Source organism: Phreatobacter sp., from assembly GCF_052440005.1.
Lineage (GTDB): Bacteria > Pseudomonadota > Alphaproteobacteria > Rhizobiales > Phreatobacteraceae > Phreatobacter.
Map to the genome: position 1 here is coordinate 1 of NZ_JBQVQL010000104.1, position 14,456 is coordinate 14,456.

Annotated in this window: 14 protein-coding genes; 3 read left to right on the top strand and 11 right to left on the bottom strand. The window is 70.1% G+C overall.

The annotated features are described in order from the left end of the window. Nucleotides 1–206: 206 nt before the first annotated feature. From ACT6XY_RS19575 to ACT6XY_RS19590, 4 genes are all read right to left on the bottom strand, one after another. Entirely contained in the window at nucleotides 207–2,309 is a 2,103-nt protein-coding gene (locus ACT6XY_RS19575) for a TonB-dependent receptor family protein (protein WP_444749983.1), read from the bottom strand. Between the two features lie 72 nt (nucleotides 2,310–2,381). Further along, on the bottom strand, nucleotides 2,382–2,780 hold the full coding sequence (locus tag ACT6XY_RS19580; protein WP_444749984.1) for a DUF2946 family protein: 399 nt from the start codon (nucleotides 2,778–2,780) through the stop codon (nucleotides 2,382–2,384). A gap of 64 nt (nucleotides 2,781–2,844) precedes the next feature. Beyond that, a complete protein-coding gene (locus ACT6XY_RS19585; RefSeq protein WP_444749985.1) occupies nucleotides 2,845–3,624 on the bottom strand; it encodes an outer membrane protein in 780 nt (259 codons plus the stop codon). A 27-nt stretch (nucleotides 3,625–3,651) separates the two neighbouring features. Further along, on the bottom strand, nucleotides 3,652–3,981 hold the full coding sequence (locus tag ACT6XY_RS19590; RefSeq protein ID WP_444749986.1) for a hypothetical protein: 330 nt from the start codon (nucleotides 3,979–3,981) through the stop codon (nucleotides 3,652–3,654). A 172-nt stretch (nucleotides 3,982–4,153) separates the two neighbouring features. On the opposite strand from ACT6XY_RS19590, the gene ACT6XY_RS19595 reads away from it, so the two are divergent. Together ACT6XY_RS19595 and ACT6XY_RS19600 are read left to right on the top strand one after the other, a co-directional pair. Next, on the top strand, nucleotides 4,154–4,891 hold the full coding sequence (locus ACT6XY_RS19595) for a response regulator (RefSeq protein ID WP_444749987.1): 738 nt from the start codon (nucleotides 4,154–4,156) through the stop codon (nucleotides 4,889–4,891). Between the two features lie 15 nt (nucleotides 4,892–4,906). Beyond that, nucleotides 4,907–6,259, top strand: a complete 1,353-nt coding sequence (locus ACT6XY_RS19600; protein WP_444749988.1) for an ATP-binding protein — start codon at nucleotides 4,907–4,909, stop codon at nucleotides 6,257–6,259. A gap of 134 nt (nucleotides 6,260–6,393) precedes the next feature. Here ACT6XY_RS19600 and ACT6XY_RS19605 read toward each other — a convergent pair whose 3' ends face one another. The 7 genes from ACT6XY_RS19605 to ACT6XY_RS19635 form a co-directional block, all read right to left on the bottom strand. Beyond that, nucleotides 6,394–6,705: a cysteine rich repeat-containing protein gene (locus ACT6XY_RS19605; protein WP_444749989.1), complete on the bottom strand. Its 312-nt coding sequence runs from the start codon at nucleotides 6,703–6,705 to the stop codon at nucleotides 6,394–6,396. A gap of 86 nt (nucleotides 6,706–6,791) precedes the next feature. Continuing rightward, complete coding sequence (locus ACT6XY_RS19610) at nucleotides 6,792–7,619, bottom strand: carbohydrate ABC transporter permease (RefSeq protein WP_444749990.1); 828 nt, start codon at nucleotides 7,617–7,619, stop codon at nucleotides 6,792–6,794. 7 nt (nucleotides 7,620–7,626) lie between these two features. Next, nucleotides 7,627–8,466, bottom strand: coding sequence for a carbohydrate ABC transporter permease (locus ACT6XY_RS19615; protein ID WP_444749996.1), 840 nt, complete (start codon nucleotides 8,464–8,466; stop codon nucleotides 7,627–7,629). A gap of 99 nt (nucleotides 8,467–8,565) precedes the next feature. Continuing rightward, nucleotides 8,566–9,870 (bottom strand): ABC transporter substrate-binding protein, encoded by a 1,305-nt coding sequence (locus tag ACT6XY_RS19620; RefSeq protein ID WP_444749991.1) that lies wholly within the window; start codon nucleotides 9,868–9,870, stop codon nucleotides 8,566–8,568. A gap of 40 nt (nucleotides 9,871–9,910) precedes the next feature. Then, nucleotides 9,911–10,936, bottom strand: a complete 1,026-nt coding sequence (locus ACT6XY_RS19625; RefSeq protein ID WP_444749992.1) for an ABC transporter ATP-binding protein — start codon at nucleotides 10,934–10,936, stop codon at nucleotides 9,911–9,913. Between the two features lie 145 nt (nucleotides 10,937–11,081). Then, on the bottom strand, nucleotides 11,082–12,020 hold the full coding sequence (locus ACT6XY_RS19630; RefSeq protein ID WP_444749993.1) for a CobW family GTP-binding protein: 939 nt from the start codon (nucleotides 12,018–12,020) through the stop codon (nucleotides 11,082–11,084). Between the two features lie 7 nt (nucleotides 12,021–12,027). After that, the gene (locus ACT6XY_RS19635; protein WP_444749994.1) at nucleotides 12,028–13,536 is read right to left on the bottom strand and encodes an amidohydrolase family protein; all 1,509 of its coding nucleotides are present in this window, start codon (nucleotides 13,534–13,536) and stop codon (nucleotides 12,028–12,030) included. A gap of 197 nt (nucleotides 13,537–13,733) precedes the next feature. On the opposite strand from ACT6XY_RS19635, the gene ACT6XY_RS19640 reads away from it, so the two are divergent. Then, on the top strand, nucleotides 13,734–14,456 hold a 723-nt coding region (locus tag ACT6XY_RS19640), incomplete at its 3' end, for a WD40 repeat domain-containing protein (protein ID WP_444749995.1).

A 14,456-nucleotide genomic window follows, 5' to 3' on the forward strand; every position in this document is an offset into this window, starting at 1 on the left:
GGTCGTCCGTGATCCGCACCGGCGGGACCTCGGCGCCGGGCGCGATCTCCTCGGGGACGCGCATCGCCACGCGCGGGAACGGCCCGCCGTCGGGCAGGTCGTCGCGTCGGGCGCGGATGGCGCTGTCGAGCAGCATGGGCCTCGATGTCTCGCGAAGGGGAGCGTCCGGCCGGACCAGGGGTCCGGCCAGACGTAACATCATAACATCAGAACTTCACGCGCACGCCGCCATAGATGCTGCGCCCGGTGACCGGATAGAAGGTCGACGTCGTCGCCGCGTTGTAGAGGACGACGGGGGCGAAATCCGAGATGGCGCGCTTGTCGGCGATGTTGCGCACGTCAACGAAGGCCTCGCCGCCGTTCGGCAGTTTGGCTGCGGCGCTGATGTTGAACAGCGCGTAGCCCGGCACCCGGAACGTGTTGCGATAGTCCACGAAGGCGCCCTGCGGCACGATGTCGACCGACGGCGTGATCGAGAACCCCGCCGGATGGGCATAGGTCAGCGACGTCCGCAGCACGTGTTCGGGCGCCAGCGGCAGGCGGTTGTTGCCGTAGGTCGCATCGTTCACGAAGCGGAAGTCCGACCAGGTCCAGACCTGCTTCAGGGTGAGGCGATCGCCGTTGCCGGTCAGGTCGCGCGACAGGTCGATGCTGGCGGCAAGTTCCACGCCCTGCAGCTGGGTGCGGTCGGCGTTGAAGGTCGAGGCGGGAATGCCGGGCCCGGTGTTGAACTGCAGCATCTGGTTGCGCAGGTCGGCCCTGTAGGCCGTCGCCTCCCAGGAGAAGGCGCCCCAGCGGCCGCGGGTGCCGATCTCGAACGTCGTGCCGGTCTGCGCCTTCAGCGGCACGAAGGCGGTGGTGGTCGCCGTCGTCTGCGTCAGGTCGGAGAAGTCCGGCACGTCGGACGAGCGCGTGACGTTGGAGAAGAGCTGCACGTCGCGGATCGGCTCCCACAACAGGCCGATGCGCGGGTTGACGCCCGAATAGGTCACGCCGGTGTCGACGGCGACCGGCACGGTGTTCATGTTCAGCGTGCCCGAGAAGTCGCGCTTCGCCACATAGGCCTTGAGGCCGGCGGTCAGCGCCAGCTGCGGCAGGACGAAGAAGCGGTTCTCGAACCAGGCCTCGTAGTTGGAGGCGATCTGGCGGGCGTTCACCGTCTGGGCGCCGCGCACGGCATTACCGGCGTTGACGTATTGCAGCGCCTGGTTGTTGCCGGCGAAGATCCGGGCGCCGACCACGAGGTCGTTGCGGTAGCCGCCGAGGTTGAACGAGCCGGTGAAGCGCGGCGAGATGCCGTAGGTCCAGCCGTCCTGGTCCAGCACCTGGAAGATCGGGTGGTTCAGGTGCTTGTGGATCGCCCAGGAGGTGATGTCGAGCTGGCCGAAGTCCAGCTTGATGGAGGTGACGTTGGCGAAGCGCTGCACATAGGTGTTGCGCGCCTGGTCGCCCGACAGCGCCGAGGCCGCCGCCTGCCGCGGATTGGTCATCGCCTGCCCATAGGTGAGCGAGCCCGGCAGCTTCACGTCGGTGTAGTAGGCGCCGAAGTAGAAGCGGGTCTCCACCCGGTCCGAGATACGGCGGCCGACATTGGCGTTGAAGTGCCCGAGGTTCTGCTGCTCGTGGGCGCGCCAGCCGTCGGAATGGGTGACGGTGCCGGAGGCGTGGAAGTCCCAGTCGCCCATGACGCGCGACACCGAGCCGTGGCCGCGGATCGTGCCGAAGGAGCCGGCTTCGAGGCTGAAGACGTTCGGCGCCGTTGCCGTATGGGCGGTCGGCGTCACGAAATTGATGGCGCCGCCCAGCGTCGAGGAGCCGAAGGGCAGCGCGTTGCCGCCGCGGAACACCTCGATGGCGCGGAGCGCCAGCGGGTCGATCTGGTAGAAGTCACCGGAACCGTCCGCGAGGTTGGTCGGCACGCCGTCCTGCAGGATCTCGATGCCGCGGGTGTGGAACGCGCGGGCGAGGCCCGAGCCGCGGATCGAGAGACGGACCTCCTGGCTGTAGCGGTTCTGGACGAGGACGCCGGGCGTGTCCTGCAGCACGTCGCGCAGGTTGGTCGCATAGGTGGTGCGGGTGGTCTCCGCGTCGATGTGCGAGACGGAGCCGGCGGTGCTGTTCACGGCGCGGCGCTGCTCGGCGACCGAGGGCGAGGTCAGCGTGCCGCCTCCCTGTCCCGTGGCGGCCGGCTGGCCCTCGATGGTGATGGTCGGCAGTTCGGTGGTCTGGGCCATGGCCGTGGCGATGGCGAGAGGCGACGCGGCGGCAAGGGCGAGGAGCCCGGCGCGCGGCAGGTGGAAACAGGTCATGATCGGTTCTTCGACGCGGGATGACGACGGGCGGCGGCCGGGGAGGCCGCGCGCCGGGGGAGAGGGTCGTGATCAGGCGGAGAAGGGCGGTGCTCTCGGTGAGCGCGTGCCGAGCCAGCCTTCGAAGGCGTAGGCCGGCAGGAGGGGATCGTAGCTGCGCCCGGGGGCGCGCGGCGCCACCGGTGCCTCGACGGCCGCGCCGGCGAGGGAGGGCATGCGCGAGTCGTCCCAGGCCGTGGCGTTGCACAGGCCGCAGTGATGCGCGGCCGAGGCCTTGGTCGCCGGCTGGGTGCCGTCATGGCCGATGGACTGGCCGTCCACGGTGCAGATGACGACGAAACCGGAGGAGTCGAGGCCGCCGGCTGCCCGCGCGACGGACCCGAGCAGGCCAGTCGCGGCGATCACATAGACGAGCGTGGCAGCGAGGATGCTGCGCGCCGCCCGGAAACGATCGCCACGGAAAAGCCACATGCGGTTCAGCTACCGCCGGTGGCGGGGTGGAGTCAATCACCCCGCCCGGTGGAGCTGCGGGGCGTCAGAAGCGGTAGTTGATGCCGGTCCTGACCACGTGGCCGTTGGCGCGGATCTCCCCAACCGCGTCGGACGGCGTGCCGGGAACGAGCTCGGCTGCGGTCGCCCGCACCGTCCCCAGATCATAGAAGAGATACTCCGCCTTCACCGACAGATTGCGCGTCAGCAGCACCTCGGTGCCCGCGCCCACCGTGTAGCCGAACCGCGTCTCCGAGCGTGACACCGAGACGGTCTGGCCGAGGCCGTCGGTGGCGTTCGCCGCGAACCGGGCGCCGCCATAGGCAAGGCCGCCCGTGGCATAGACCAGCACCCGTTCTGTGGCGAGGAAGCCCGCCCGGAGGCGCAAGGTCCCCAGCCAGTCGGTGGAGCGGGAGAAGTCGCCGGCGACCCCCGTCCCGAGCACGTTCGTCGCCTGTCCGGAGCGGCGGATGCCGGCGAGCTGGATATCGGTCTCCACGCCCACCACGACGCGCGGCCAGACGAGGTGGTTGTAGCCGATCTGGAGGCCGCCGAGGGCGCCCTGGCCCTCGTAGCGCAAGCCGTCGGTCGCCATCCCCTGCAACACGGGGATGAGCGGCGACGACCCGGAGAAGGTGGGAGAGCCGGCGTTCTCCCAGCCGTAGCCGATGTTCGCGCCGCCGTAGAACCCGGTCCAGATCCAGAGGGGCGCAGGCGAACGCTGGATGGGCGGCAGCGGCGGGGCGATGCGCGCGATGTCCGCCCCGATGGCGGGGGCACAGAGCACGGCCACGACGGCGGCCGCGAGACGCAGGGACTGGAACATGACAGGTCCTCGTTTCCGGCGGCGGGATCAGCAGCGCACCGCGGCACCGCCGCGATAGGGACCGCGCACGACGACACCGCTGCAGCGCGGCCCGTGGTAGCGGGTGACGGTGTAGGGGCGCGGGCCGTAGACCGGGCGGGGCGCGACGTAGACGCCGCGGTAGGGCGGCGCGACATAGACCGGGCGATAGGGCGCGACCACCACGGGCGGCCGGACGACGACGACCGGGGGGCGGTAGGAGGGGCGGCCGATGATGATGGTATCGGCGCGGGCCGGGGAGCCGGACCCCAGGAGCGTTGCGGTGAGGGCGAGGGCGGCAGCGCCGAGGCTGCGGCTGGCGGTGGGGCTGAGGGGCATGGTCGTCTCCTTGGACGGGGTTGCGATGGCCCCATCACGCCATGGGCCCTTGCCCTCGCCATTCCGCCGCCGTCTCGCGCCGCTGCGCTTTGTTTCGGTTTTTTTCGAGGGGCCCCGGGCCCTTGCGGTGAGGGCCGCCGCCCCGCATCCTCCGCGGCGTCGAGACCTGCCGATGCAACCGAACGCCGCCACCGCCACGACCTTGCCGGTCCACCAGCGCGCCATCCTCGTGGTGGAGGACGACCGCGCCCTGCGCGAGCTCCTCTGCGACCACCTGACCGCCGCCGGCTTCATGGTGACCGCCGCCGAGAACGGCGTCGCCCTCGACCGCGAGCTCACCCGCTTCCAGCCCGACCTCGTCATCCTTGACGTCATGCTGCCCGGCGAGGACGGGCTGTCGATCTGCCGCCGCCTGCGCGATCGCCACCCCTTCCCTATCCTGATGCTCACTGCCCGCGGCGACGAGGTCGATCGCATCCTCGGTCTCGAATTTGGGGCCGACGACTACGTCACCAAGCCCTTCTCCAGCCGCGAACTGGTGGCCCGCATCCGCGCCATCCTGCGCCGCGGCAGCCGCATCTCCGACGGCGAGAGCCGCGTCGCCTTCCAGGGCTGGATGCTCGACCTCGGCGCACGCAGCGTCGTCTCGCCGGCCGGCGTGCTGGTCGACCTCACCACCGGCGAGTTCGACGTGCTGGCCTGTCTCGCCACACGCCCCTTCCGCGTCCTGTCGCGTGACCAGATCATGGACCTCACCCGCGCCGATCCCGCTGCGGCCTTCGACCGGGCCGTCGACATCGTCGTCAGCCGCCTGCGCCGAAAACTCACCGAGGCGGGCGCGCCGCCTCACCTGGTCAAGACCGTCCGCAACGGCGGCTACATGTTCGCGTCCCCCGTCCAGGACGCCTGACGCCAGGAGCGAGCCATGTTCCGCCTCGGCCTCGCCGCGCGAATCCTCTTCGTCCTCGCCGCGAGCCTCGTCGCCTTCCAGCTCGTCGCCCTCGCGGTCATCAACATGACCGCGCCCGACGACGCGGATTCGCGCTTTCCCCTGCCCGCCCAGGTCGCCGCCATCGTCACCCTGATCGAGCGATCGCCGCAGTTCCGCGACACGATCGAGCGGGCGGTGGAGGGCCCCGACACGCAGATCACGATCACCGCCGAGGCGCCCCGCCCGGAGACGGTGCTCTCGCCCCAGGCGACGGCCATCCTCAAGCGGTTCGAGCCGGCCCTCGCGGGACGTCAGGTCAGCATCGTCGCCCATGACCAGAACCTCGGGCGCTGGGCACGGGTCGGCGCGCGCTGGTTCTATGGGCTCAGGCCCTACTCCATCGCCGTGCTGCTGAACGACGGCGACCACCTGCTGGTGCGCGGCCGCGGCCGCGTGCCCCGCCGCCTCTTCGGTCTCCCGGTGGGCATCGCCGCCGGATGGCTTGGCTTCGTCATCGCCGCGGCGGGCCTGATGCTCGTCTGGCGTGAGGTGAGGCCGGTCGGCGAGCTCGTCACCGCCGCCGAATCCTTCGCCGCGACGGTGACGCCGCAGAAGGTGACGCCGCGAGGCGCGCCCGATCTGAGAAGGCTCGCCGGCGCCTTCAACGCCATGCAGGAGCGCATCGCCTCCCTCGTCCAGTCCCGCAGCTTCATGTTCGGCGCCATGTCCCACGACCTCAGGACGGTCGCGGCCCGCCTGCGCCTCAGGATCGAGGCGCTCCCCGCGGCTCCCGCGCGGGAGGCCGCCCTCGCCGACCTCGGCTCCATGGAGGCGCTGCTCGAGAACACCATGGAACTCGCCCGGCCGGTGCCCGCCCCGCGCGATGTCGCGCCGGTGGATCTGGTGGCGCTGGTGGGTGAGGAATGCCAGAGCGTGACATCGGCCGGGCGGACGGTTCATTTCGAGGTGACGACCGGTGATGATGTGACGGTCGCGGGGGACGCTCTCGCGCTCCGCCGGGCCGTCATCAATCTTCTCTCCAACGCCCTGCGCTACGCACCGCAGGCCTGGGTGAGGATCGCCACGGCCGACGGGTTCGCCAGCATCATCGTCGACGACGATGGGCCAGGCATTCCGCCCGCCGATCGCGAGCGCGTCTTCGAACCCTTCCTGCGCCTCGAGACCTCGCGCAACCGCGAGTCCGGCGGGGCGGGCCTTGGCCTCGCCATCGTCCGGAAGGTGGCGGACGACCTCGGCGGTTCGGTGCGGGTGGGCGATGCCCCCACCGGCGGGGCACGGCTTGAATTCACCGTGCCGCTGGCCCGCGACACGGACGGAACGCCCTGAGGGGGCGGACCTCCAGGGGTCCCGTCCGGTCGCGGGTGGGGCCGGAGGGGTCCGCCTCCGGCGCCGGTCCCTCAAGCCGCCGCATCTCGGGAAGAGCCTGTCGGCGGCCGTCGGGATCTCGTCGGTGGGATGGATCAGCGGCGGGACGCGATGAAGCCGCGGCAGGTTGCGCTCAGCTCGGCCTCGCGCGCCTTCAGGCACTGTACCAGGCGCCCGCCGCCCGGCGAGACGCCCTGGCAGAGGCGCTGGACGTCACCGCCACAGGCCTCGCGGGCCTGCGCCCGCTGCGCGCCGGGCTGGGCCGCCTCCGCAAGCGCCATGGACATGGCGATGACGATGGCGGCGAGAGCGGCGACGAAGACCCAGAACAGCGGCGCACGCAGGGGAGCAGCGAGGTCCCTGCCGCGGAGCGCGGCGGAGGCGTGACGGTCTTGAACGGAAGGCATGGGCAACCCCGGGCTGGTGAACACGGCCGGAGGGTGCAGCGCCCCTGTTTCGGGGCTGTCGACGTTTCGTGTCGGTTTGTGTCGGCCTACTTGATGCCGGCGCGCATGAAGCTCTGCACGAACTGCCGCTGGAACAGGAGGAAGCCGAGAAGCAGCGGTGCGGAGGTCATCAGCGTGGCAGCGCAGATGATGGCCCAGTCGATCCCCTGGTCGGTCGAGGAGAAGACCTGGAGGCCAACCGTCAGCGGCCGCGATTCCACCGAATTGGTGACGATGAGCGGCCAGAGGAAGTTGTTCCAGTGATAGCTGACCGAGACGAGGCCATAGGCGATGTAGACCGGCCGGCCCAGCGGCACATAGACCCGCCAGAGCACCTGCATCGGGCTCGCACCCTCGACGCGCGCGGCGTCGTCCAGCTCCTTCGGCACCATCTTGAAGGTCTGCCGCAACAGGAAGATGCCGAAGGCCGAGGCGACATAGGGCAGGCCGATGGCGGGGATGGAATCGAGCACGCCCAGACGATTCATCGTCTTGTAGTTCTCGACGATCAGCACGTCGGGCATGATCATCAGCTGGGCGAGCACGAGGGCGAAGACCACGGTGGCGCCGGGGAACTCGTAGCGCGCGAAGGCGAAGGCGGCCAGCGTGCAGAGCACGAGCTGGCAGGCGAGGACGCCGGTGACGAGCAGGAAGGTGTTGAGGAAGTAGCGCGCGAAGGGCGCCGCCTCCCAGGCCCTCTTGAAATTGTCGAGGGTGAGCGGCGCGAAGAGCTCGAAGCGCGTGGAGAATTCCGACGGGTGGAAGGCCGTCCACACCGCATAGGCGAGCGGCGCGATCCAGACGAGCGCGAGGAGCCAGGCGCCTGCCGTCTCCGCCACCTTGCCCCAGCCCCGCGGTGCATAGACATCGCTCATGCCGCCCTCACCGGTAGTGCACGCGGCGCTCGAGCACGCCGTACTGGATGAGGGCAAGGAGGCCGAGCAGGACGAGGAGCACGACGGTCAGCGCCGCCGCATAGGTCGTGTCCCAGAAGGAAAATCCGACCTGGTAGATGTAGAAGAGCAGCAGCGCCGTGGCGTTGTCCGGGCCGCCGCGGGTCATGACGAAGATGTGGTCGATGGTGCGGAAGGCGCCGATCACCGCGTTGACCAGCACGAAGAGCGTCGTCGGCATCAGCAGCGGGAACTGGATGCGCCGGAAATAGGTCCAGCGTGACGCGCCCTCCAGCGCCGCGGCCTCCGCCAGGCTCGGCGAGATGGTCTGCAGCGCCGCGAGATAGAAGATCATGAAGAAGCCGGCCTCCTTCCACACCGCCACGACCGTGACGGCGAAGAGGGCGGTCTCGTTGGAGCCGAGCCAGTTCGGCCCGGTGATGCCGAAGACGCCGAGGATCTGCGCCAGCAGCCCGTATTGCGGCGTGTAGAAGAACAGCCAGATATTGGCCACCGCGATCATCGGAAGCACGGTCGGCGTGAAATAGGCCATGCGCACGAGCGTGCGGCCGGCGATCCGGTCGTTGACCCAGACCGCCATCAGGAGCGCGAGGGCGATGGAGGTCGGGATCGTGCCGAGCGCGAACCAAAGGTTGTTCCACATCGCCTGCCAGAAGATGGGGTCGGCCATCATCTGTTCGAAATTGGCGGGCCCGACGAAGCGCGCGGGGCGCCGCGGGCGCGGCGTCGAATAGAGGCTGTCGATCAGCGTGTTCACCGCCGGCCAGTGGGTGAACAGGATGAGCAGGGCGAGCGAGGGCCCCAGCATCAGCCAGGCGTGGATCCAGGTGCGGGTCTGGGTGCGATACTGCAAGCGGTTCACGGCGGGGTTGGCGGGCGGCCGCTTTCACGGCCGCCCGGCAGGGCATCAGCGATAGGAGCGCAGGATCCGCTCGGCCTCGGCCTGCGAGTCCTTCATGGCGGCCTCAGGCGTCTTGGTGCCGTTGAGCGCTGCCTGCAGGCCGTCGTTCAGCGCCTTGGTGACGCGCTGGTTCTCGTGGGTCGAGAGTTCGGCCACCGCATACTGCAGCTGGTCGCGGGCGACCGCCGCGGCCGGGAAACCGGCGACGTATTCCTTCATCATCGGGGTGTCGAAGGCGTCCTTGCGCACGGCGACGTAGCCGGTGTCGATGCCCCACTTCGCGGCCCGCTCCGGCGAGGTGATCCACTGGATGAACTTGAAGGCGGCCTCCTGCTCGGCGCGCGAGGCCTTTTTCGACAGGTAGAAGTTGCCGCCGCCCGTCGGGCTGCCGCGCCGCTTGCCGGCCGCCAGCATGCCGACGCCGAAGGGGAACTTGGCGTTGGTGCGAACATTGGTGAGGTTGCCGGTGGTGGTCCACATCATCGCGCACTTCTTCTCGAAGAAGTCGCGGGGCGTGGTGCCCCACTCGACGATGCCGGTCGGGTGCACCTTGTGCTTGCGGGAGAGATCCACCCAGTACTGCAGGGCCTCGATGACGCCGGGCGCGTCATAGGCGGTGCGGTTGCCCTCCTTGTTCATCAGGACCGCGTCGGCCTGGATGGCGAGCGCCTGGAACAACCAGTAGGGGAAGCCGGAGGAGGGAATCTGCAGGCCCCACTGGGTGGTGTTGGCGCCGTCGCGCTTGGTCAGCTTCTCGGCGAAGGCGACCTGCTCGGCCCAGGTCTGCGGCGGCTTCTCCGGATCGAGACCCGCCTCCTTGAAAAGCTCCTTGTTCCAGTAGAGCACGATGGTCGAGCGCTGGAAGGGAATGCCCCAGGTCTTGCCGCCGGTCTGGCTGTTTTCCATGAAGCTCGGGAAGAAGCTCGCAAGCCAGGCCTTGTCGGCGTCGGTCTTGATGAAGTCGTCGAAGGGGACGATGGCGTCCTCGTCGATCAGCGTGAACATGTCGGTGGACAGCAGCACCGAGGTCACCGGCGGCGTGCCGCTCTTGTGCGCGGTGATCGCCTTGACGATCGTCTCCTGATAGGTGCCGGCGTAGATCGGCTTCACCGTGATCGCCGGGTTCTCCTTGGCGAAGTCCGCGGCATAGGTGTCGATCAGCCTGGTGATCGGGCCGCCGACGGCCACCGGATAGAAGAACGAGACCTCGACCTTGGACTGGGCGAGGGCGGGGGCGGCGAGGAACGGAGCCCCGGCTGCGAGCGCGCTGCCGGCCTTCAGCAGCGTACGGCGGTCGATGCGGTTGGACATGGCGTGGTCTCCCTGAACATTCTTGTTGTGTGCCGGCTCATCATAACCGTTTGCCGGTCGCGGTGTCGAAAAAGTGCTCATGGTCGCTGTCCCAGTCGAGTCCGATGGTCTGACCCTCGCCGAGCCCGATCTTTCCGGGCACGCGCACGATGAGCGGCTGGTCCGCGATACGGGCTTCGACGAGGCTGTCGGCCCCGAGGTATTCGACCGATGTGACGGTTGCGTGAATTCCGTCATCCGACAGTCGTAGATGCTCCGGCCTGACCCCGAGCGACAGCGAGGCCGGATCACGACCCGCCGGCGCCCGCGCGGTGACGGTGGGGCCAAAGGTGGTGGCCGTGACGACGTTCATCGGCGGCGTGCCGACGAAGCGCGCGGTGAAGATCGTCGCCGGCCTGTTGTAGAGCTCCTCGGGGCTGCCGTGCTGCTCCACGTGGCCGGCGCGCATCAGCACCACGCGGTCCGCCATGGTCATCGCCTCGACCTGGTCGTGGGTGACGTAGATCATGGTGACGCCGAGGCGGCGCTGCAGGCCGCGGATCTCGCGCCGCATCTCCAGCCGCAGCTGCGCGTCGAGATTGGAGAGCGGCTCGTCCATCAGGCAGACCGGTGTCTCCGCCACGATGGCGCGCCCGAGCGCCACGCGCTGCTGCTGGCCGCCGGAGAGCTGCGAGGGCTTGCGGTCGAGAAGCTGGGAGAGGCCAAGGATGCCGGCGGCCTTCTCCAGCCGCTTCAGCCGCTCGGCCTTCGGCACCTTGCGCACTTCGAGGCCGAACAGGATGTTCTGCGCCACGGTGAGGTGCGGAAAGAGCGCATAGCTCTGGAACACCATGGAGACGCCGCGCTCGGCCGGCGCAGCGTGGGTCACGTCGCGGCCGCCGATGCGGATGGCGCCGCCGGTGGTCGATTCCAGGCCCGCGATCAGCCGCAGCGTAGTCGACTTGCCGCAGCCGGAGGGCCCGAGCAGTGCCACCAGATGGCCCGGCTCAACGTCGAAAGACACGTCCGACACGGCGTTCTGGGTGCCGAAGGCCTTGCTGACACCGTCCAGGGATACCTCGGCCACCTGTGTCCTCATCTGCTGCATGCCGCCGCCCAAGCCCGGCGGCGGGGTCGAGCCATAGCGAATAGCGCCCGTCCCTCCAAGGCCTCAATCCCAGCGCCCGCCGACTTGCGTCCCTCCGCGCGATACTGTGCCGGCTCGGGAGGTGTCACGCCTGCACGCAGGCGGCGAGCATCGCCCGAGCCGCGTCGACGTCGAGGCGGCCCATCTCGCCGATCAGCACGAGGCGCACCGCGTCCCCTGCAAGCCCCGCCGGGGCCGGGCCGAGGGTGGCGCGATCGCCCACCAGCTGGAACAGCATCGGCCGGTCCGGCTGGCCGGCGAAGGTCACGAAGCCCTTGGCGCGCACCAGCCGGGGCGCCAGCCGCCCGATCGTCGCCTGGAACGCCGCCATGTCGAGGGGCCGTTCCGCCGTGAAGGTCGTGGTCTCGAAGCGCGGCGTCGCGAAGCGGGCCTGCGCGGCACGCCGGGCATCTGGCACGGAGGGTTCGTGACCGCCCCCGGCAAAGGCGAGCTCTGGCGCGATGCGCCCCTCGGCGACGGGGAAGATCACCCGCTCCGGCTTCAGTGCCGCGACGGCGGCGCGGGCGCGGGCGAGATCGGCCGCGTCGACGAGATCGGCCTTGTTCAGTGCCACGATGTCGGCGCTGGCGATCTGCGAGCGGCAGAGCGCGTCCTCCAGCAGGGAGGGGTCGTCGGCCAGTGCCCTTGCATCGGCGACCGCTACCACGGTCTCGAGCGTCGCCTCCCGCCAGACCACCGGGTCGAGCAGGCTGCGCACCACCTCGGCCGGGTCCGAGACACCGCTCGTCTCGATGACGATGCCCTCCGGCGGCGGCTCCCGCTTCAGAAGGCCGGACAGGGTGCGCAGGAGGTCGCCCTGCAGCGAGCAGCAGATGCAGCCGTTGGCGAGGCTCATCACCCCGTCGGCGTTCTCCGCGATCAGGTCGGCGTCGATGTTCACCGCGCCGAAATCGTTCACCACCGCCGCCAGCCGCCGGCCCTGGTTGGCGGTGAGAAGATGGTTGATCAGCGTCGTCTTGCCCGCCCCGAGAAAGCCGGTGACGAGGATGACGGGAACGGCCATGGCCGCCTCACGCCGCCCGGACGGGGCGGCGCACAGGGCGGCCGGGACGGGCCTCGCGCACCAGGGCGCCGTCGGAGATCACCGCCTCGCCGTTGACGATGACGTGGCGCATCCCCTCGGAGGCGCGGTTCATCGCCTTGAACTCGGCGCGGTCGGTCAGCGTGTCGTAGTCGAAGACGACGATGTCGGCGTCGCAGCCAGCCTTCAGCCGCCCCTTCGTCCGCATGGCCGGCGTGCTCTCCGCCAGGATGTCGGCCGGGATCTGCGTGCATTTGGCGAGGCCGTCGATCAGCGGCAGCATCTCCCGCTCCCGCACGTACTGGCGCAGGAACCGCGTGAAGGTCCCGGACGAGCGCGGATGCGAGCTCGTGCCCTCTGGCAGCGGCCAGGCCTCGCCGTCGTAGACCGAGCCGTCCGGATTGGTCCACGGCATGGCGTCGGAGGCGATGGCGCCGCCGGGATAGAGCACGGACACGTCGAGAAGGTCGCGGTGGCGGCTGTTGGCCTCGACGTCGAGGAAATGCCAGAGCACCAGCGAGCCCGGGTCCTGGGCCTGCGCCGCGAGAAGGTCCTCGCGGTTGTGGAACGTGCGGCCCGTATCGACCATCTCGATGGATTCGTAGGTGCCGCCGGTGCGTTCGGGAAAGGCCGGGTCGGCGAAGAAGGTGGCGCCGAGCACCGTCGAGCCGGTGCCGTAGGGATAGGCCTCCACCGTGATCTTCAGCCCGAGGTCCTGCGCCTTCCGGATCAGCGCCGCGGCGCGCTCCACGTCCTGAAGGCTGGTGCTGTTGAAGTGGCAGATGTGCATGTGGGCGCCGGTAGAGCCGGCATAGCCGACGAGGCGCGTATAGGCCTCGATCGAGCTCTTCGGGTCGATGTTGGAGGCATAGGCGACATGGGTATAGGTCGGCACGCCGTAGTCGGCCGCAAGCGAGCAGACGGCCGACATCTCCTTCACCCCCGCGCCCGGCGCATAGGCGTTGAGGATGCCGATGCCGATGCCGCCCTCGTCCAGGCCCTGCCGGATGCGGCGGAGGATCTCCGTCATCTCCGCGTCGGTCGCTACATTGTCGATCCAGCGCTTGTCGTTGGAGTTGCGACCCATGAAGCCCAGCTCGGCCTCCGGCTCGATGCCGATCATCGCCGCGATGCGGGCGAAGACCCAGTTGGCGGCCGTGCCGTAGTTGAGGACGCGGCCCTTCTTCGCCTGGTTCTCGTACCAGAGCGCCACCGGCAGAACGCCTGCCTCCAGTTCCAGCGTCGTCGTCACGCCGTCGAAGGCCTGCATGCGGTCGGCGGCGACCGTCTGGCCGTGGGCGTGCAGGTCGATGAAGCCGGGCGCCACGACGAGGCCGGAGGCGTCGATCTCGCGGGTGCCGTCGCCGGTCACGGTGCCGACCGCGGCGATGCGACCCTTCGCCACGGCGACGTCGCAGATGCGGTCGAGCCGGCTTTCGGGATCGATCACGCGGCCGTTGCGGATGACGAGGTCGAAGGCGCCGGAGGCAGAGGTCATGGCAGGTCTCGATGCGGAAGCGGGTGCGGGGCGTCCGGGGGTGCGCGATCTTACGGCGACGGACTCCCGAGTCGAGGCGGCCGGGCGGGCAGCTGCTCCGCATTGGCGGCCCCTCGGAACCTTGTGATCGGTGGCGGGCTTGATCCCCGGGCCATCTCCTCCACCCTGTAGCCCGTGCCGCCATGACCGGATCGCCGATGCTTCGCCTGCTTCTCGTCCTCACGTCCCTTCTCGCCGCGCCGGCCAGCGCCCAGGAACTGCGCGGCCATGGCGGCCCCGTGCGCGCGCTCGCCGCCGCGCCCGACGGGCGGCTCGCCCTGTCGGGCTCCTTCGACACCTCCGCCATCCTCTGGGACCTCGAGCGCGGCCTCGCCCTGGCGGTGCTCCGCGGCCACGACAGTTCCGTCAACGCCGCTCTCGCCCTGCCCGACGGGCGCTTCGTCACCGGCGGCGAGGACGGCCGCATCCTCCTCTGGCGCCCTGGGCGGGCCGAGCCGGAGGGCCGGATTGAGGGACATACGGGTCCCGTCGCAGGCCTCGCCCTCTCGCCCGACGGACGGCGACTGGCCTCCGCCTCCTGGGACGGCACGGTGCGGGTGACCCCGCTCGCCGGCGGCGAGGCCGTGGTGATCTCCGGCCATCGCGGCCCGGTCAACGCGGTCGCCTTCGCCCCCGACGGGACCGCTCTCGTCACCGGCGGCCACGACGCGACGGTTCGCATCACGCCGCCCGCCGGCGGCACCGCCCGCAGCATCGATCTCGGCCTGCCGGTGGCGGGCCTCGTGGTGGCGCCCGACGGCGAGATCGTCGCGGGTGGCGCCGACGGCCGCCTGCGCTTCCTCGCGCCCGACGGCTCGCGCCGTGGCGAGGTCGCCGCCGCCGAGACGCCCATCGTCGCCGTCGCCCTCTCGCCCGACGGC

Bases quoted from the DNA above. Each gene is read 5' to 3' on its own strand.
- ACT6XY_RS19590 (WP_444749986.1), bottom strand. From the start codon at position 3,981: ATGCCCCTCAGCCCCACCGCCAGCCGCAGCCTCGGCGCTGCCGCCCTC.
- ACT6XY_RS19585 (WP_444749985.1), bottom strand. From the start codon at position 3,624: ATGTTCCAGTCCCTGCGTCTCGCGGCCGCCGTCGTGGCCGTGCTCTGT.
- ACT6XY_RS19620 (WP_444749991.1), bottom strand. From the start codon at position 9,870: ATGTCCAACCGCATCGACCGCCGTACGCTGCTGAAGGCCGGCAGCGCG.
- ACT6XY_RS19595 (WP_444749987.1), top strand. From the start codon at position 4,154: ATGCAACCGAACGCCGCCACCGCCACGACCTTGCCGGTCCACCAGCGC.
- ACT6XY_RS19580 (WP_444749984.1), bottom strand. From the start codon at position 2,780: ATGTGGCTTTTCCGTGGCGATCGTTTCCGGGCGGCGCGCAGCATCCTC.
- ACT6XY_RS19600 (WP_444749988.1), top strand. From the start codon at position 4,907: ATGTTCCGCCTCGGCCTCGCCGCGCGAATCCTCTTCGTCCTCGCCGCG.
- ACT6XY_RS19630 (WP_444749993.1), bottom strand. From the start codon at position 12,020: ATGGCCGTTCCCGTCATCCTCGTCACCGGCTTTCTCGGGGCGGGCAAG.
- ACT6XY_RS19605 (WP_444749989.1), bottom strand. From the start codon at position 6,705: ATGCCTTCCGTTCAAGACCGTCACGCCTCCGCCGCGCTCCGCGGCAGG.
- ACT6XY_RS19610 (WP_444749990.1), bottom strand. From the start codon at position 7,619: ATGAGCGATGTCTATGCACCGCGGGGCTGGGGCAAGGTGGCGGAGACG.
- ACT6XY_RS19635 (WP_444749994.1), bottom strand. From the start codon at position 13,536: ATGACCTCTGCCTCCGGCGCCTTCGACCTCGTCATCCGCAACGGCCGC.
- ACT6XY_RS19615 (WP_444749996.1), bottom strand. From the start codon at position 8,466: ATGCTGGGGCCCTCGCTCGCCCTGCTCATCCTGTTCACCCACTGGCCG.
- ACT6XY_RS19575 (WP_444749983.1), bottom strand. From the start codon at position 2,309: ATGACCTGTTTCCACCTGCCGCGCGCCGGGCTCCTCGCCCTTGCCGCC.